The organism is Methylophilus sp. DMC14 (assembly GCF_056314085.1).
Genome location: NZ_JBQUZA010000001.1, coordinates 453,157 through 471,983 on the forward strand (window position 1 = coordinate 453,157; position 18,827 = coordinate 471,983).

Consider the following 18,827-nt stretch of genomic DNA (forward strand, 5'->3'; position numbering starts at 1 on the left):
CGATCATTTACATCGAAAAATCGGCACTTAAATCCATGGTATTGGGGCCAGTTTCTTCCTGATAAGTGGAGCGCGTCACCGGTGGCTGCAATGCTTGCTGCCAATCTTGGTAGGCTTGCTGCTCCGCAGGGCTCAATCTGGAAATGGCCTCAGCACTCAGGCTTGCAAATGGTCTGCCATCTTGTGTAGCCGCCTCCTTCGCTGCCGCTTGGAGACTTCCGCTCATCCCGTAGAGTGCACTCGTCAGCAGGATTGAAATAGTCAAAACTCGCATCGCTTATCCTCGCCAAAAAGAAACATGACATTAAGCCAGCAGCAGTCAGACCTCCATAGGAAAGCTTCCTAATTAACCGACTAAAACCTGCTTTTCAGCTGGCAGTTCAGTGTCAGAGGGGTTCCCTCAGTCTTGCGCGATAGCCACACAAATAAGGTGGACTGACGAAACACTTGCAGAAGAATACAACGCAGGCAACGACGATCAAGGTCGATATAGATATCGCGTGAATATTCCAGTATGCTAGTCGCTATGCCACATGAACGCTAGCGACTACAAGCAAACTTTTCAAGCGTAAAACACTGCATGATCACGCATAAAAAATTATTTACCCGGCTGACCGTTGTGCTCTGGATAGAACTTGCGCTGGCACTAGCCATTCTTGGCGGCTTGATGGGCCTAAATATTTATCAGGAACACGCACAGATTGAAGCGAATGAGCGCGACCGCCTGATTACGCAAGCCAATGTCATTTCAAAAAACCTGGCCTTCCAGTTTCAAGGCGCCAATCAAGCCTTACTGGCCATTATTCAAGAAATCCCGGAGTGGAAACATCAACAGCAAGTCGCGACCAAACGCTTGACAACCATGGCGAGCACCATGCCAGGAATACGGGGATTTGACGTGTTTGATGCCGATGGAACACTGATATACACTAGTTTTCCAGAATATCTCGGCATGAACTTCAGTTACCGTGATTATTACCAGACCGCCCGGCGGGTTAGTGATCCCGACAGGCTTTACGTTTCCCCTCCTTTCACCGGCATGAGCGGTAACTATATACTCAACCTGACCCGGATCATTCCTGGCAAGCAAGGTGAATTTTCCGGGATTGTCACTGCCATCCTGGATCCCGAATACTTTAAACCGCTGCTAGCCTCTGTGTTATACACGCAGGATAGCCGCAGTTCCCTGATACACAGCAAAGGCGTGCTGTTCATGAGCGTGCCCGATAACGGGCTCAAGCCGGGCACAAATCTGGCAACCCCTGGTTCATTTTTTACCCGGCATATCCAAAGCGGCAAAGCGGTGACCGTATTTAGTGGTCAATTATATTCAACCCGGCAGCAGCGTATGGTGGCTCAAACCACACTGGCCCCCGGCGACCTCAAACTGCATAGCACACTCATGGTAGCGGTCAGCCGCGACCTTGAACGCATTTTTAGATACTGGTACGAAAATGCCATGATTCAGATCATCTGTTTCAGTATTTTTGCACTCTTTACATTCACTATGTTGTTTGTATTCCAACGCCGTGAAAGCAAACACGCGCGAATGGCGGCTGAACATTCACACGCCCTGTTTCAATCCGAAAAACTGTTTCGCTCAACCTATGACTCCGCAGCCATCGGCATGGCTTTGCTAGGCCTCGATGGCAGGTTTATGCAGGCAAATCGGGCCTTATGCCATATGCTGGGGGAAGATGAAGCGGCGTTATGCCAGAAAACCATCCAGCAGATCACCCACCCTGACGACCACCAACTTGACCATCTGCTGCTGGACTCGCTGCTCACTAGCCAGCGAGATAACTATCAGGTAGAAAAGCGCTTTTTTCATAGCCAAGGTCATACGCTTTGGGTATTGTTGACCTACTCCTCCATTAAAGATGAAGCCGGCCAGCTCCAGCACTTTGTCGTACAAATACAAGATATTACTGAGTACAAGGCGCTACAGGAAAAATTGCAGAAGCAAGCCAATCAAGACTTTTTAACCGGATTGCCCAATCGACGCCACTTTATCCAAGAGGCCAATATCGCGCTGGCAAGACTCAAACGCCGTGGCGGCGCCATCGCTTTATTGATGATAGACATCGATCATTTCAAGAAAATTAATGACAACTATGGCCACCAGGCTGGCGATGTTGTATTGCAAGCGTTTGCCCGGCAATGTCAGACGCAGCTGCGCGATATTGATTTGATCAGCCGCTACGGTGGCGAAGAGTTTGCGATCTTGTTGCCCGACACGCAGAAAGAACAAGCGATAGAAATCGCTGAGCGCTTGCGAACGACTGCAGCCAACACCGAAATGCACCTTGGAAATCACCGCGCTCTTCATCTGACAATTTCGATTGGCTTAGCTGCCACCTCTGATACCAGCACCAGCTTGGAAAAGCTGCTGGTCAAGGCAGATGCGGCCCTCTATCACGCCAAACAGTCAGGACGTAACGCCGTCAGTGTTGCGCAAGCAGACGCCCCCTGACAGCCCTGCTCCGCATGAAATAACCACCTCCGCAAGGGTAGTCACCCTTTTGGACTATCCCGGAGTCCGTCAGATGCGTGTAAAATTTAACGCATTACAAAAACAAAGCTTAGCCCGCTGCACGTTTAGATTTGCAGCAAAACCGGTGTCGCGACACGCAGATGACGCATGCCCAAAGTGAGTAATGAGTATCAATGATTAAAAACATAAATGCAGTCACCATGGGAGATTGGATATGCATGATGAAAGTGGAGACGTTGCACGCGCCAATCTGCGCTTCCGACAAGTAGTAGAAGCTGCCCCGACTGCCATGGTGATGGTGAACAGTCGCGGCCTGATCGAACTAGTCAACACACAGACGGAGCTCATTTTTGGCTACCCCAGAGAAGAGTTGCTGGGGCAAAGCATAGACATTTTGTTACCTGAGCGCTTCCGCCAACAGCATCCGCATCATCGCGCCGCCTTTTTCTCGGACCTCAGACCTCGCGCCATGGGTAGCGGACGTGACTTGTATGGCCGCCGCAAGGATGGCACCGAGTTTCCTGTCGAGGTCGGGCTCAATCCCATTGAAACCGATGATGGCGTCAAAGTCTTGTCAGCCATTACCGACATTTCGGCACGCAAGCGCATGGAAGCGCGCTTTCGCCAGGTCGTCGAAGCCGCGCCCAATGCCATGGTGATGGTGAATAAAAATGGCTTGATCGAAATGGTCAATCCGCAAACAGAACGTATTTTTGGCTACCCGCGCGAGGAGCTGCTGGGGCAATCCATAGATATGTTGTTACCTGAGCGCTTGCGCCATCAGCATGCCCATCACCGGGCCTTCTTTTTTTCCGAGCTGAGTCCGCGCGCGATGGGCACCGGGCGGGACTTATACGGCCGCCGCAAGGACGGCAGTGAGTTTCCTGTCGAGGTCGGGCTCAATCCGATAGAAACCGATGACGGCGTCAAGGTGCTGTCAGCCATCACGGACATTTCTGCCCGTGTCAAAGCCAGTGAAAAACTGGCGCAACATCGTGATGAGCTGGAGCGCAGCAATAAAGAATTGGCCACTTTTGCCTATGTGGCCTCCCACGACCTCAAGTCCCCATTACGCGGCATTTTCCAAATTTCGCACTGGATCGAAGAAGATCTCAACCAGGGCAAAGTGGAGGCCATTAGTGGACACATGTCCCTGTTGCGCGGACGGTTGCGCAGAATGGAACGCCTGCTGGATGATTTACTGGCCTACTCGCGCGCCGGACGTTTGGAGGGCAGCGTCAGCCAGGTCGACCTTGGCAAAGTAGCGCAGTCCATTTTTGAGATGCAAGCCCCGCCTGCAGGCTTTAGCCTGAAGATGGCAGACGATTTGCCCACGTTTTATACGCTGGCCACCCCGCTGGAACAGGTGCTGCGCAATCTGTTTAGTAATGCCATCAAACACCACGATCAAACGCGCGGCAGCATACAGTTGCAATGGCAGCAGGCCAACCCGCATTACTATGAGTTCAGCGTCATTGATGATGGGCCTGGTATCTCTCCAGAATACCAGGAGCGGGTTTATATCATGTTCCAGACCTTGAGGCCGCGCGATGAGGTGGAAGGGAGTGGCATGGGATTGGCACTGGTTAAAAAAATCGTCGAAGCCTATGGTGGCAGTACTAGCATCCGCTCCGATGGTCAGCGCGGCTGTGCGATCACGTTCACCTGGCCGATCAATATAGAAGAAAGGTTGATGCGTGCAAATCCTGCCCAAACATCGTTATAAGGAAATATCGTTACTGATTGTTGACGATGACGACATTGATGCCATCTCGCTGGAGCGCGCATTACGCAAATTAAGACTGTTGAACACCCTGTTTCGTGCCCGCGATGGCCGTGAAGCGCTGGAGTTGCTGCGTTCGGGCCAGGTTCCTGCACCCTATATTATCCTGCTGGACCTGAATATGCCGCGCATGAATGGCCTGGAGTTTCTGGAAGCGTTACGCACGGATCCATTATTAACCCATGCTGTGGTGTTTGTGCTGACGACGTCAAAATCAGACGAGGACCTGGTCGCGGCCTACCGCAAACATGTCGCGGGCTATGTGTTCAAGCAGCACATGGACCGCGACTTTATGGAAGTCATGGGGCTAATTGAGCATTATTGGCGCATTGTTGAGCTGCCAGCCACGAAGGAGTAACCATGCGCCTGCTACTGGTAGATGATGATGAACTGGACCGCATGGCGGTGGTGCGGGTGTTGCAAAACCCATCACTGGTGAAGGATATTGTGCATGCAAATACCGCCGTCAAAGCCTTGAAACTGTATGAAGAAAACGATTTTGATATCGTACTGCTCGACTACCGCCTGCCCGATATGGAATGCCTGGATGTGTTAAGCCAACTCACACAACACACAGAAAAGCAGGCCGCCGTGGTGATCCTGACCGGCATGGAAGATAACGAGACCATAGAAAGAAATTGCATCTTCGCCGGGGCCCAGGATTTTTTACTTAAAAAAGAATTGTCTGAGCGACACCTGACCAAAGCGCTGGTACACGCGCAAGCCCGCCATGCCCTGAACAACAAGTTGATTGAAACGCACAAGCGATTGAAGTATCTGGCAGAGAATGACCCGATGACCGGATTATCGAACAGATATTATTTTGAAGAGCATTTGCGCAATGCCATGCAACGTGCGCATCGCCTCAACGTTCAACTCGGCTTAATTTATCTGGACATTGATAATTTCAAGTTGGTCAATGACAGCCTGGGACATGACTCTGGCGATCACCTGCTGAAGCAAGTCGCACAGCGACTGCAGGAAGTAGTCAGAGAAGGCGACATGGTCTGCCGCCTGGGAGGGGACGAGTTTGCCATTATCGTGCACGATCTGGAAAATGAAACCGCCATCGGCGCCTTATCGCAGCGCATCCTCGAACAGGTGCGTGAGCCTTTTGCGCTGAATCAAACCGAACAATTTATTACCTGCAGCATAGGCATTGCCACCTTTCCGCGCTGCGCAAGCACGGCAGAAGACATGTTAAAGCGTGCCGACCTGGCGATGTATCATGCCAAGCGCGCAGGGCGAAATGGCTTTCACTTTTTCAGCGAAGTACTGCAAGAGCAGATTATCCATCGCATGATGGTAGAGAACGAACTGCGTTCGCAACGCCTGCAAAACCAGTTGGTGCAGTACTACCAACCGGTATTGAATGCACAAGATTTTACCGTGTGCGGTGCAGAAATGCTCATGCGCTGGCAGCATCCCACGCAAGGTCTGCTGCCACCGGCGGTCTTTATCGATGTGGTGGAAGAGCTTGGCTTTTTTGCCGAGATCGACAGCAGAAACCGGCAACTGGCCTGCTTACAGTTTGCACGCTGGCGCCAGAACGGTCTGATTGACGCGGACTGCGTACTCGCAGTGAATGCCAGCGCGCAATGGTTACAACATGAACACATGCTGACTGAAATTGAGCGTGATTTAAGGCAGATTGACCTGCCTGGCAGCTGTTTGTTACTGGAGGTTACCGAAAGTGTACTGGTGTCTGACTTTAACAAAACCTCGGCAAGACTCCGTCACCTCAAGCAGTTTGGGCTCAAGGTGGCACTGGATGATTTTGGCATAGGCTACTCGTCCATGACCTATTTGAAACACCTGCCTGCCTCTATCCTGAAAATAGACCGCAGCTTTGTGCAAAATGTGCCAGAGAATGAGGCGGATTGTCGCCTGCTCAAAGCCATGATCGTCATGGCCAAAAGTCTGGATCTTGAAGTCATTGTCGAGGGCATAGAAACCCTGCCACAAGCCACCCTGTGCCGAGCACTGGGTGCAGACAAGCTGCAAGGATTCCTGTTTGCAAAACCCTTGTCGCCTGAGGACTTTGAACATTTTTTAAGCTCGCATCAGCCAGCCCGTTACCTGTCACTGTATGGCGAGCCAGACCAGGCAGGATGAGTTAACATTGATCAGGCAAGCGCCCAGCCATCCACACATCATTTTCAGCAGGCGCCACAAAACTTAGTCATCCGATTGATACTCGAACCAGACATACATAGATTGCAGCAGGCGCTCAAGCCTGTTCACCTCCCCCGACGATGATGGAGAATCCGCCATGACCCAAGACCTCAAAACATCCAAGCTCGAAGCGCACTTGCAAGCCATCGAGGCCCATAAAAGCCTGCTGGAGAAACTGCATTTACATGATAACCAACCGCTGGATGAGGTGAATGCCTCACTGCAAAGATTGACGCTGACGCTGGAGGAATATCTCAAGCTGGTCGGCCTGCCTTAAACCGTTGCGTGCTGAAAGCCCCTAGCATCCCTTTCAGAACCAGCCTCGCGCAGAAACGCTTTGTACCCTTTTCCGGAACCGCCATGCCTATTTTAGACAGAATCCAACACTACAACGCCGGCCGCGACCCTGAGCGTCTGCAAATGAAACTGGCCGCCATGTGCAAAGACCCGTTTGTGTTTTTGCGCGGCACCTGCCATTTGTTTTATGAAGAATGGCACCCAGCCCTCGCAAAGCTAAAAAGCCCTGCCGCCTGGATTTGCGGCGACCTGCATCTGGAAAACTTTGGCAGCTACAAAGCCGAAAACGGCCTGGCCTATTTTGACCTCAATGATTTTGATGAAGCCGCCCTGGCGCCTTGCCTGTGGGAGCTGACGCGCTTGCTGACCAGCCTGCTGGTCGCCCAGGACACACTCAAGCTCAAACCCAAACAAACCACTGCACTGCTTGACATCATGGTGCAGAACTACGCGCAGGCACTGGCAGAAGGCAAACCCAAATGGGTAGAGCGCAAAACGGCCCGTGGCTCGATCAGGCATCTGTTGTCAGACTTGAGCAAGCGCAGCAATCAGGCCTTTATCGAAAGCCGGACCAATGCCAAAGCACCGGACACACTCCTGATAGACGGCAAACGTGCGCTGGCCTTGGACAAAGCGCAAAAACAAGCCGCTTTGGAAAAATATATGAAGGCCATGCAAGTGCAGGATAAAAAAGACTTCTTTTATCCGCTGGATATTGCGCGCCGCATTGCCGGCACTGGCAGCCTGGGCCTGGAACGCTATGTCGTGCTCGTGAACGGCAAAGGGCCAGAGCGCCGCGCACTTATAGACATGAAAGCCAGCAACCAGAGTGCATTAAGCCCTTACCTGAACACCGCAGCAATCAAACTCACACAACCTGACTGGATGCTGGAATCTCAACGCGTCGCGACCATACAGGCAGGCGCCCAAATCCTGCCGCCCGCCCTTCTCAAAGCCGTGTGCGTAGACAAACAGTCTTATTTGATCAAAGCGCTGCAACCCTCGCAAGACCGGGTAGACCTCACGCAGTGGGATGGCAAACTCAGCGTGCTGGATAATATTTTTGCCAGCATGGCCGCCCTCACCGCCTGGGCCCATTTGCGCAATGCCGGTTATCTGGGCGCCGCCAACCGCGAAGCCTTGATGGCGTTTGGGGCGCAAGTCGCCGACTGGCGAGGCCCCGTGCTCACGCTGGCGAAACAGGTGGCCGATCAGACCATCCATCAATGGCAGGACTATGTGAGCGCCTACCAGGCCGCCTTCAAGAAATCCTCTTAATTCTGAAGGATCAGCGACGCCCAAGGCTGATTGAATACGGGTGCCGCCTGCTTTATGCCATGCGTCATGGCCGCAGATTTTTTAGTCTGCTGGCGAGCCGGGATGAGGTGCTTAAGTTTATCTGCGTGGCTTCAGGCATGCACTCCCATCCACCCAGAACCTTCGCCCAAGCAAACGGGTCATAGTGTTTGTCTGTTTCATCAAGGAACTGCCATGGACCATGATCCGATACAGGAAAACGACCTCGTGATGTTGAGCTATACCAGCATTGCCGACCACCTGATGTCTAGCCAGGAGCTGATCCAGCTTCTGGCGATGGCGCGAGAGAACAACCGCCACCTGCACATCACCGGCATGCTGCTGTATATGGAAGGATGTTTCTTTCAAGTGCTGGAAGGGGAGCGGGCGGTGATCGATGCCCTCTATGAAAAAATCGCGCATGATCAGCGCCACCATCATGTGATGAAGCTGATTGAAGAACCCATTGATGCGCGCAGTTTTAACGACTGGAGTATGGGGTATCGCCATGTGACGCGTGAAGACTTGGCCCATGTGACTGGATTGACCGACTTTTTAGATAGGGATCAACCCGGTTTTGACGGCATGCACAGTGAGCGGGCAAAAACCCTGATCAACGCATTTAGACAGGGTCGCTGGCAGACACGTAATACCCAACAATACCGTTATCAGCACGTCGCCTAAGTCTGCTGCTTCATCTACGCGCGCATCTCAACCTCACGTGCACAACATAGGTCGCCACATGGGCGGTGTTGCCTGGGTCAAACACCCCCGCACCGCTGCTCGGATTCGCGTCTAAGCAATGGCGTTTTGTCTGAAAACCACGCCTGACCCTGCAGGAATCAGAATCGCTGCCGTAATAACTGTATCCTAAAAATTAGGGCGGTTCTGTGTCTGTTTTTGTTGCCTCAACCTGACTACGATAAACACCATCCGCAATCCGCGCAACCCACTGACAGACAAGTTGAATCTCGCCTGTTGTCACTGTTAAACGTACTGACGCAATCTTACTGGAAACTATGTCGCAATCCAAAGCTGTGATTAAACCGTATCACCACCCGGCCGCTGGCTGGGGCGCATTGAAGCAAGTGGCCGCCCAACTGGCGCTGCAAAAAATCCCGGTCAAAGGCGTGATGACGCTATTGTCACAAAACCAGCCCGATGGCTTTGACTGCCCTGGTTGTGCCTGGCCGGACAAAGAACACACCTCTACCTTTGAGTTTTGTGAAAACGGCGTGAAGGCGGTGGCCGCTGAGGCCACGGCCAAACGTGTCCCGCCGGCTTTTTTTGCCCAACATACGGTGACGGAACTGATGGGCTGGAGCGACTTCGACCTGGAAAATGAAGGCCGCCTGACCCACCCCATGCGTTATAACGCGGTCACCGACAAATATGAAGAAGTGTCCTGGGACGAGGCCTTTGCGCTGATGGCAACACAGCTTAACGGTCTGGATCATCCAGATGAGGCCGTGTTTTACACCTCGGGCCGCGCCAGCAATGAAGCCGCCTTTCTCTACCAGCTGTTTGTGCGCGCATTTGGCACCAACAACTTTCCTGATTGCTCCAACCTGTGCCATGAATCCACCAGTATTGCCTTGCCTGCCACCGTGGGCATCGGCAAAGGCTCGGTGACTCTGCATGACTTTGAGCATGCCGATACGCTGCTGATTTTTGGCCAGAATCCGGCCACCAACCATCCGCGCATGCTGGGTGAGTTACGTGAAGCGGCTAAACGCGGCGCACGCATTGTCGCCATCAACCCGCTCAAAGAGCGTGGCCTGGAACGTTTTGCCGACCCGCAAAGCCCGTTTGACATGCTGAGTTTTAAAGGCAGCAAGATCAGCAGCCTGTTTATCCAGCCCAAGCTGGGCGGGGACTTGGCCCTAATCAAAGGCATGATCAAGTTCGTGATCCAGTGGGATGACGAAGCCATTCTGCATGGCACCGAGCGCGTGGTCGATGTCGATTTCATTGCCGAACACACCAACAACTTTGCCGAGATTGCCGCAGATGCGCGCCAGGAAAGCTGGGAGGTCATCGTTGAAGAATCCGGCGTCCCCTTGGCACAGATTGAGGAAATTGCCCGCATTTATGCCACGGGGGATCGCGTCATTGCCACCTGGGGCATGGGCATTACCCAGCACAAACATGGCGTCGCCACCATTAAAACCCTGGTCAACCTGATGCTGTTGCGCGGCAATATCGGCAAGGAAGGCGCAGGCCTATGCCCGGTACGCGGCCATAGCAATGTGCAGGGCAATCGCACGGTGGGCATTTATGAAAAAATGCCGCTGGAGTTTCTGCAACGGCTGGACCAGGTGTTTGACCTCAATGTCCCCAAAGCGCCAGGTTATGATGCGGTAGGCGCCATCGAAGCCATGATTGCAGGCAAAGTGAAATTCTTTTTTGGCCTCGGTGGTAACTTCTCAATCTCCACGCCAGATACTGACCGCACCTGGCAAGGCATGCGCAATTGCGAGATGACCGCGCATGTCACCACCAAGCTCAACCGCAGTCACCTGGTGCATGGCAAACAGGCCTTGATACTGCCCTGTTTGGGTCGCACCGAAATCGACACGCAAGCCACAGGCCCGCAAGGCGTGACGGTGGAAGACTCCATGAGCATGGTGCATATTTCTTATGGCATGAACAAACCTGCTTCCCCGCACTTGTTGTCAGAGCCAGCGATTGTGGCGCGCCTGGCCGCAGCAACGCTCAAGGGAAGCAGCATCCCCTGGCTGGCGCTGATTGAGGATTACAGCAAAATCCGTGACCTGATTGAACAAACGCTGCCGGTGGCGTTTAAAGACTATAACGAGCGCATCAAACGCCCAGGCGGTTTCCGCCTGCCCGTGCCGTCTAGCGAGCGCATCTGGAATACCGCCTCTGGCAAGGCTGAGTTCACCCTGCAAGCCATCCCTAAAAACTCGCCCATCCATCAGGCCCGTGAGCAATATGGCGATCATTTATTTGTGCTGATGACCACCCGCTCACATGACCAGTACAACACCACCATTTATGGCATGGATGACCGCTACCGTGGCGTCTTTGGCGAGCGCCGTGTCATCTTCATGAATCCGGCCGATATCACACGCCAGGGCCTGCAAGCCGGTGACTGGATCAACCTGATCAGCGTCTGGCAGGATGGCATCACACGCCGCGCAAACAAATTTTTGGTGGTGGCTTACGATATTCCGGCAGGCTGCCTGAGTGGCTATTACCCGGAAACCAATAACCTGGTCCCGCTGGAAAGCGTAGCCGACGATTCGCGTACCCCAACCTCCAAATCGATTCCGGTAATCATCGAGAAAACCACTGCCCCCGAGGTCGCCCATGCTGCTTGAACGTGACCACACCTTACAGTCCATGCTCGAGGCAGAGGTGTCACTGCCCTCTGCGGTTGAAGACTCGCAGGCTCGGGAAGACAGTTCAATCAACCTGACGCCGCTGGACCCGAGTGCGGTCATGCTGCTCAGCATCCTCGAATGTCTGTATACGGAACACAGCCAGGGCCGCGCCCACATGCCGCTGGCCGCGCTATGCAAACGTCTCGAGCTGCGCATGAGCACACTGCAGCGTCTGTTAACTGCGCTCGATGACCAGGCGCTGGTCAAAGTATGCGCACAAAAGGACCGGCTGGTGGCCAGTCTGACTGCCACTGGGGCTGAGGTTGCGCTGGCCTTGCAAACAGCCTGATCTTTTTTGATTCACCCAAGTGCGTTTAAACAGGGCAAGTGTGTTTAAACGCAGTCTGTTGTATCGTTGTTCTGGCAAATCCTCGCCCGCTGGCTTCACGTATAATGGTGAACATCTTGATACTCGCAAGCCTTGCCATCCATGAAGCTTTACGTCTCGCTCGCCGCCCGCATCCGCGCCATGATAGACGAAGGCGTCTTGCGGCCAGGTGAAAAAATCTTCTCGGTACGGCAAGCCAGCCAGCAATATGGCTTGAGTATCAGCACGGTGTTGCGTGCCTATTTATTGCTGGAGCAAGAAGGCGTCATCAGCAGCCATCCGCAATCCGGCTATTACGTCACCCCACGCAAACGCCTGCAGCAAAAGGCCGCCTCGCCGCTGGCCAAAGACCTGAATCTGGCCGAAGTCGATGCCAGCAAGTTAGTCCTCACTACGCTTAAATCCATCCGCGAATTTGGCACAGTGCCGCTGGGGTCACCATTTCCTGATCCGCAGCTATTCCCGCTCAAAAAAATCCACCAGTATGAAAAAGCGCTGACCGATGACCAGGGCGAATGGGGGGTCTTGAGTGATTTGCCCCCAGGCAACGAGTTATTACGCCAGCAGATTGCGCGGCGTTACCTGGCACATGGCATGGATGTATCGCCCGATGATATTGTCATTACCCACGGCGCAACCGAGGCGATTACCCTGTGCCTGCAAGCCGTGGCTAAAGCGGGCGATACCATCGCACTCGAAGCGCCCGGCTACTATGCATTGGCACATACCGTCGAACGCCTGGGCATGAAAGTCGCCGAGCTACGCACCGACCCACTGACGGGCATAGACCTCGACGCCTTGCAGGCCGTGAGCAACAACGTGCGCATTGCCGCCGTGATCCTCACCACCAACTTCCAGAATCCGCTTGGCTTTGCCATGCCAGAAGCCAAAAAGCAGGCACTGGTGAGCTTTCTGGCAGCGCAGCAAATCCCGCTGATTGAAGATGACGTGTACAGCGAGCTCTATTTCAGTGACGCGCCGCCCAAGCCGGCCAAAGCCTATGACCAGCAAGGCATGGTGCTGCATTGTTCGTCCTTCTCCAAATCGCTGGCGCCTGGCTACCGCGTCGGCTGGACCGTGGCCGGACGCTACCGTCAGGAAGTCGAGCGGCTCATGTTTCTCAACAGCCTGTCACTGCCTTCGCCACCACAAATTGCCATTGCCAAATTCATGCAGCGCGACAGCTTTGAGCAGCACCTCAAACAACTGCGCCACACCCTGCGCTCCAACTACGTGCTGATCCGCAACGTGATCGAGCAAAGTTTTCCGGTGGGCACACAGCTGTCTGTGCCACAAGGCGGTTATGTGATCTGGGTCAAACTGCCACCCAGCATTGATGCGCTTGCCCTTTACCGTGCCGCGATTGATAACGGCATCACCGTCGCGCCAGGCACCATCTTCTCGCGCAAAAAAGAATTCACGCACTACATCCGCCTTAATTTCAGTCACTTGTGGACACTGGCCATTGAACAGGCCGTGCGTGAAGTGGGTGCGCTGGCGAACGCCATGCTGGTCAACGATTCATCCGCGCAGTGACCACCCCGTATGCTTGATGGCAGTGCGCCGATGGACATTAATGCTTTTTGTAGTGCCGCTCCAGCCAATGATCCAGCGAAGCCTTGCCTGCACCACAAATCGCCAGCCAGGTAAACACGGCAAAGTAAGTCGCCTCCTCAAAGCCGAGCAAGGTTTCCAGCGAATCGATATCCGCCAGTTTTGCCGAAATAATCGCTACCACCATCACCACCGCCAATGCCCCGCCACAAATACGCGTCATCAAACCCAGGATCAGGCCCAGCCCACCGAAAAACTCCCAGCCGGCCACAAATGGCGTCATGAATTCAGGGAAAGGGATGCCCCAGCTTTGAAAGTTCTCAATAATGGCAGGCAGGTTATTCAGCTTGCCCCAGCCCGTGAGCATAAAGGTGTAGCCCACCACCACGCGGGCGACCAAGGGGCCCAGCCATTCAAAATGCGCAGCCACTTTTTTCGGCCAAGCAATCAATCCCTCAAACAAGATATGCATGTGTTTCCTCCTTTTGCAGATGAGTGGTGTCAGCCGCGGTAGCGTCAATCGTCGCCGCCACCTGCGTTGCGGCCAGCAAGCCGTTTCTCATCCATTTTGAAAAATAGGCCATTACCTCGGGGCCTGCTGCGTCATCCAGACCAGCTAACGCCTCGCCCACGGTCGCCCCGCCAAACAAGGCAGTCAGCAATGCGAACTCCTGCGCCTCCAGCGTCATGCGCCAAACCACATCCTCATGGCGATACACCACCAGATACTCGTCAACGGCTTCGTCCATCGGCGGCGTCGGCACCTCGTCCATCACGGCCTGATAGTAGGCATTCACACCGTGGCTAAAGTGCGCCAGTGTTAACGCTGCTCTGGGCATCAGTTGCAAGTCCATCAATCCATCCGGCGTGAGCCCCTTTAGCTGCGAAGCTTCCAGCACAGGCGTTTCAGCCGGATCCATCATTTGTGCGACCAGCGTTTCCAACTGGCAGAGCGCATGGGCAAAACCATGTTTAGGCAGCGCAATTTGAATAAACGCAGGCAGCTTAAGTGCAAAGCGGCCGATATTAAAATGCTCTGGTTGCACCGCCGCAATAAAATCCCACAGCAGCCGGTCAAAGACTGGCGGCGTTAAATAATGCGCCAACACTGGATAATCTTCGGTCACCACGTCAAACAAGCGGTAACGGTACGCCTCGGTATACACCGACAACTGTGCCTCTGGCGCAAAGTCAGCCTTGGCGCGTATCCACTCTGCCGGACGACTGTCCATGCGCTCGCCCAGCACAATCGCTTGCTGTAACTGGAGTTGTGCTTCTAGCAAAGCATGTTGGGTGGGGTGGGGCTGCGTCTCAACCGGCATTGCGGTATCTGGCAACACATAGGCACTGGCCTGGTTTGCCGCGCGACGGGCTTTCTCGAGTTCAGCGGCCAACACTGGAAACTCGGGGATCTGGTCATCCCACTCAATCATGGTATTCGGCACGCGGCCAGCACGGTGCACCACATATTGGTACAGTCCCCACACGGCCTCCGTCACATGGTCATCGTGGGTATCAACGATGTGACTGCCTTTGTTGCGGTGCCCCGAAAGATGCACCTGAATCACCCGCTCCATTGGCAAGGCATACAGATAGGCTTGTGCATCCAGCCGGTGGTTGTAGCTCGTCACATAGACATTATTCACATCGAGCAGCAAATGGCAGTCCGCCGCTTGCGCCATGGCCGCAATAAACTCGGCCTCTGGAATGGTGGAATGCTTGAACTCCAGATAGGTAGACGGATTTTCGAGCGCGATTCTGCGGCCCAGCCTGTCCTGCACCTGGCAGATACGCTGCACAATATGCTTGAGCGACTCTTCGGTGTAAGGCAGCGGCAGCAAATCATGGGTATTTTTATGTGCCACGCCAGTCCAGCACAGATGATCCGAGACCCAGGCCGGTTGCACCCAGTCAATCAGCGCCTTGAGCTTGGTCAGGTATTCAGAATTCAATGCATCCACACTGCCGATGGACATCGACACACCATGCATGACAATCGGGTATTGCTCTTTGATACGCGCCAGGTTGCGCTTGGGCTTGCCATCGGTATCCATAAAATTTTCCGAAATAATTTCGAACCAGTCCACCTGTGGCTGATGTTCAAAAATATACGGATAGTGCGTGGGCCTGAGGCCCAGTCCAAAGCCCAGATGGGGTAATGCATTGGGTAAGGGATTGGTCAGCGGCATGACAACTCACTCCTTGCAAAGCAGCAGGGCCACTGCCCCGCCGCCTTGACATGATTCAAGAAAATGACCAGCTTACTTACTGCCGTCCGTTGCGCATGAACCATGCCCTTTACACGCATTCTTGCCATCGCCGCCCTGGCCTTTACAGGAATTTTTGCCTTTGCATGCATGCTTCTCTTTTCCGTCAGCAGTTTTGCAGTTGGCTTTTTCCATCTTGGCGTTATCTTTGCCATTGCAGCCAGACTTGCCTTCATCCCCAGCAAAGGCAGGGGCAGCGCTCATTACAGTCGCGGTGAACAGACCTAACAATGCTGCGCTGGCCAATTTTTGAGTCGTTTTCATACTATCTCCTAAGGATTCAATTAAAAAGTTAAACAGAAAATGTGTTCTGCAACCCTTAGTCGAGGCAAGCAACGCGGCCTTACAGATTTTTTGAAAATAATTTAAAAATAGTTGAGTGCTTGCAAAAGGCGGCCAGAACAGCGCCGTCCTGGCAACAAAGATTGTGTCAGTGCCATGTTAAACTGGGGCCAACATTTCTCAGGCAATCGGCATGATTCAATACAACCCCAAAGACTGGCTGACCTTCATCTTTCGTTTTCACGAGTCAGATACCTTCCGCCAACTGATGCCGATGATGCTGCTGATTGGCGCCTATGCCGGAGGCGTCGCCTATCTTGAAATCGAATACTGGAAGCTGGCCGACAGCAGCCATGTCAAAAATCTGTCGCTGATACACACCACCGTCGGTTTTGTCTTGTCCTTGTTGCTGGCCTACCGCACCAATACCGCCTACGACCGCTGGTGGGAGGGCCGCAAAGCCTGGGGGGCGCTGGTCAATAACAGCCGCAATCTGGCAATCAAGCTATCGGCTTATCTGGGCGATGACCATGATCGTGATTTTTTCAGAAAAATTATCCCCACGTATGCCACCGTGCTTTCCCAACATTTGATGAATGCCGAGGTGAGCAAAATGCTGTTTGAAGGCCTGGATCTGGACATTGACCACCATGAGCACCACCCGAACCAGATCGCCAAGCGCATTTTTCAACAAGCCAACCTGCTTTATACCTCAGGCAAAATCAGCGGTGACCAGTTTTTTATTATTCATGACGAACTCAAAGCCTTCACCGAAGTGTGCGGGGTGTGCGAACGCATCAAAAACACGCCCATCCCCTACTCTTATAGCGCGTTCATCAAAAAATTCATTTTCTTCTACGTGATGACGTTACCGTTCGGCTTTGTGTTTAGCCTGGGCTATTACGTGATCCCGGTGGTGGTGTTTATCTTTTACGTCTTAGCCAGCCTGGAGCTAATTGCCGAAGAAATTGAAGACCCGTTTGGCACCGACACCAATGATTTGCCCACCCCCAAAATGGCGGCAAATATCAAAAAGCATGTCGAAGAGCTACTTTAAACGTCATAACAAGTATTTATGCTCATCATATTTGTTATGATGCAAGTACATTCTGTTAAAGCCTGCGCTCATGAACTTAAGTTTAGTGCATCGCGCAAGCACCCACTCCCGGTAAACTGGCAGCGATACCTCCATGCTGAACGACCTGAAAAATATCCTCGCCTCCATCAAAATGACTGATTTGCATCTGTGGCTAGGCCGTCTGATCATCTGGTCGGCGGCCATCATCACCGGGCTGGTCATTGTGTTGTTTGCCCGCGCCACCGAGTATGCCATCGCCTGGTTTGATCAGATGCAATCGGCGCTCTGGTGGCTACCGCTCATCGTCATGCCCGTGGTAGGCATTTTTATTGTCTGGGCGACCAAGCGCTGGTTCGCCGGCGCTGCCGGCAGCGGCATCCCGCAGACCATGGCGGCGCTGTCGTACGCAGAACATCAGCCGATTGGCCATTTGGTATCGATTAAAATTGCGGTCTCAAAAATGGGGCTGGTCATCCTCGGCCTGGCCGCAGGTTTTTCCGCAGGCAGAGAAGGCCCTTCGGTACAGGTGGGGGCAAGCATCATGCATGCCTTTCGCCGCTTTTTGCCGCAAACCTTTCAAATCGACCCTAAACACCTGATTCTGGCCGGCGGAGCCGCGGGCATTTCGGCGGCGTTCAATACCCCGCTGGCAGGGATTATCTTTGCCATAGAAGAGCTCAGCCGCAAATTTGAGCAAAGAACCAATGGCGTGATGATTTCGGCCATTGTCTTGTCCGGGCTGGTTTCGATTTCATTGCAAGGCAATTACACCTATTTTGGCAGCCTCAGAGTGAGTCCGATTGATACGCAAATTTTGCTGCCCGTGCTGATTGGCGGGCTGGTGTGTGGCGTGTTTGGCGGCATCTTCAGCAAAACCCTGATTGAACTCACAGAAAACCTGCCCGGCAGAATCACCCGCTTGCGTACCCGTCACCCGCTGTACTGGACGGGCTTTTGTGCGCTGCTGGTGGCCGGCCTGGGCATTGTCAGTCATGGTGCCGCCAATGGCTCAGGGTATTCACTCACCAAGGCCATGCTCAATGGCTCCATTAATGAAACCTGGTACTACCCTGTGGTCAAATACCTCTCTACCATCTTCACTTATTTAAGCGGGATCCCCGGCGGCATTTTTGCCCCGGCGCTCTCCATAGGCGCGGGCATCGGCTATGACTTAGCCAGCATTTTTCATTACCACCACCTCACCATTGCCTTTAGTGCCTTGTGCATGGCCGGCTTTCTGGCAGGCGTAACACAAGCGCCCATCACCTCGTTTATTATTGTCATGGAAATGATAGACGGCCATGAAATGGTGATTAGCCTGATGGCGGTGTCACTGATTGCCACCGTCACTTCACGCATCTTCAGCCGCCCGCTTTATTCGGTGCTTGCTGGCCAGTTTACCGCTGGCCCGCCAGATCAAAAGCGGCTGGATCACCCCTGAGTCCAGGCAGCCGTCAGAGACCCACTAGCCGACCAAATTTCGGCGTAGACTGGTGACCTCAATGACCGCGCAGGTAGGCAGGCGAATCGTTTGCCCGCCTCGCTGATGCCGTGCTTAGTCAACCCCACAACGTCAGGAGTCCGCCTTATGGAAGCGTCACTACACAGCCTCAACAATCTGTTTGCCCAACTCGGCTTGCCGAATAGTGATGCCGAGATTGAACAGTTTATCCACACGCATCGTCAACTGGCAGGCACCATTTCACTGGCGGATGCCCCGTATTGGACACCGGCGCAAGCCGCTTTTTTAAGAGAAGAAATATTGAAGGATGCGGACTGGGCAGAGGTCATCGACCAGCTGAATGCCAGGCTACATGCCAAATAATGGAGGATGGCTATGCGGCAGAGCCTGTACAGCCTCTGATA

17 protein-coding genes are annotated in these 18,827 nt (G+C 53.5%); 13 read left to right on the forward strand and 4 right to left on the reverse strand.

The annotated features are described in order from the left end of the window. Nucleotides 1-7: 7 nt before the first annotated feature. Nucleotides 8-274, reverse strand: a complete 267-nt coding sequence (locus tag ACT53C_RS02365; protein WP_412008638.1) for a hypothetical protein — start codon at nucleotides 272-274, stop codon at nucleotides 8-10. A 306-nt stretch (nucleotides 275-580) separates the two neighbouring features. On the opposite strand from ACT53C_RS02365, the gene ACT53C_RS02370 reads away from it, so the two are divergent. The 10 genes from ACT53C_RS02370 (at nucleotide 581) to ACT53C_RS02415 (ending at nucleotide 13,316) form a co-directional block, all read left to right on the forward strand. After that, entirely contained in the window at nucleotides 581-2,473 is a 1,893-nt protein-coding gene (locus ACT53C_RS02370; RefSeq protein ID WP_476144645.1) for a sensor domain-containing diguanylate cyclase, read from the forward strand. A gap of 235 nt (nucleotides 2,474-2,708) precedes the next feature. Next, entirely contained in the window at nucleotides 2,709-4,220 is a 1,512-nt protein-coding gene (locus tag ACT53C_RS02375) for a sensor histidine kinase (RefSeq protein WP_194748894.1), read from the forward strand. Then, nucleotides 4,192-4,635 carry a response regulator gene (locus ACT53C_RS02380; RefSeq protein ID WP_476144646.1) on the forward strand — a complete coding sequence of 148 codons (444 nt, stop codon included), beginning with the start codon at nucleotides 4,192-4,194 and terminating at the stop codon, nucleotides 4,633-4,635. Before ACT53C_RS02375 ends, ACT53C_RS02380 begins: the two co-directional genes overlap by 29 nt. Nucleotides 4,636-4,637: 2 nt before the next feature. Continuing rightward, complete coding sequence (locus ACT53C_RS02385; RefSeq protein WP_476144648.1) at nucleotides 4,638-6,392, forward strand: putative bifunctional diguanylate cyclase/phosphodiesterase; 1,755 nt, start codon at nucleotides 4,638-4,640, stop codon at nucleotides 6,390-6,392. Between the two features lie 157 nt (nucleotides 6,393-6,549). Continuing rightward, nucleotides 6,550-6,729, forward strand: coding sequence for a hypothetical protein (locus tag ACT53C_RS02390; protein WP_275357824.1), 180 nt, complete (start codon nucleotides 6,550-6,552; stop codon nucleotides 6,727-6,729). 83 nt (nucleotides 6,730-6,812) lie between these two features. Next, nucleotides 6,813-8,027: a DUF2252 family protein gene (locus ACT53C_RS02395; protein ID WP_476144650.1), complete on the forward strand. Its 1,215-nt coding sequence runs from the start codon at nucleotides 6,813-6,815 to the stop codon at nucleotides 8,025-8,027. Nucleotides 8,028-8,240: 213 nt separating this feature from the next. Further along, nucleotides 8,241-8,729 carry a BLUF domain-containing protein gene (locus tag ACT53C_RS02400; RefSeq protein ID WP_275357828.1) on the forward strand — a complete coding sequence of 163 codons (489 nt, stop codon included), beginning with the start codon at nucleotides 8,241-8,243 and terminating at the stop codon, nucleotides 8,727-8,729. A 335-nt stretch (nucleotides 8,730-9,064) separates the two neighbouring features. Next, on the forward strand, nucleotides 9,065-11,389 hold the full coding sequence (locus ACT53C_RS02405; protein ID WP_476144651.1) for an FdhF/YdeP family oxidoreductase: 2,325 nt from the start codon (nucleotides 9,065-9,067) through the stop codon (nucleotides 11,387-11,389). Continuing rightward, complete coding sequence (locus tag ACT53C_RS02410) at nucleotides 11,379-11,741, forward strand: hypothetical protein (protein WP_476144652.1); 363 nt, start codon at nucleotides 11,379-11,381, stop codon at nucleotides 11,739-11,741. Before ACT53C_RS02405 ends, ACT53C_RS02410 begins: the two co-directional genes overlap by 11 nt. Before the next feature lie 141 nt (nucleotides 11,742-11,882). Continuing rightward, entirely contained in the window at nucleotides 11,883-13,316 is a 1,434-nt protein-coding gene (locus ACT53C_RS02415; protein ID WP_476144653.1) for an aminotransferase-like domain-containing protein, read from the forward strand. 37 nt (nucleotides 13,317-13,353) lie between these two features. Here ACT53C_RS02415 and ACT53C_RS02420 read toward each other — a convergent pair whose 3' ends face one another. From ACT53C_RS02420 to ACT53C_RS02430, 3 genes are all read right to left on the reverse strand, one after another. Beyond that, nucleotides 13,354-13,806 carry a DoxX family protein gene (locus ACT53C_RS02420; RefSeq protein ID WP_313985061.1) on the reverse strand — a complete coding sequence of 151 codons (453 nt, stop codon included), beginning with the start codon at nucleotides 13,804-13,806 and terminating at the stop codon, nucleotides 13,354-13,356. Next, the gene (bufB, locus tag ACT53C_RS02425; protein ID WP_476144655.1) at nucleotides 13,790-15,523 is read right to left on the reverse strand and encodes an MNIO family bufferin maturase; all 1,734 of its coding nucleotides are present in this window, start codon (nucleotides 15,521-15,523) and stop codon (nucleotides 13,790-13,792) included. Before bufB ends, ACT53C_RS02420 begins: the two co-directional genes overlap by 17 nt. A gap of 72 nt (nucleotides 15,524-15,595) precedes the next feature. Then, nucleotides 15,596-15,865 (reverse strand): hypothetical protein, encoded by a 270-nt coding sequence (locus ACT53C_RS02430; RefSeq protein ID WP_476144656.1) that lies wholly within the window; start codon nucleotides 15,863-15,865, stop codon nucleotides 15,596-15,598. 211 nt (nucleotides 15,866-16,076) lie between these two features. Here ACT53C_RS02430 and ACT53C_RS02435 point away from each other — a divergent pair, with 211 nt between their 5' ends. From ACT53C_RS02435 to ACT53C_RS02445, 3 genes are all read left to right on the forward strand, one after another. Continuing rightward, entirely contained in the window at nucleotides 16,077-16,940 is an 864-nt protein-coding gene (locus ACT53C_RS02435; RefSeq protein ID WP_313985053.1) for a bestrophin family protein, read from the forward strand. Between the two features lie 133 nt (nucleotides 16,941-17,073). Next, nucleotides 17,074-18,402 carry a chloride channel protein gene (locus tag ACT53C_RS02440; protein WP_476144657.1) on the forward strand — a complete coding sequence of 443 codons (1,329 nt, stop codon included), beginning with the start codon at nucleotides 17,074-17,076 and terminating at the stop codon, nucleotides 18,400-18,402. Nucleotides 18,403-18,549: 147 nt separating this feature from the next. Beyond that, nucleotides 18,550-18,786 (forward strand): DUF2789 domain-containing protein, encoded by a 237-nt coding sequence (locus tag ACT53C_RS02445; RefSeq protein WP_194748910.1) that lies wholly within the window; start codon nucleotides 18,550-18,552, stop codon nucleotides 18,784-18,786. The last annotated feature ends 41 nt before the right edge of the window (nucleotides 18,787-18,827 follow it).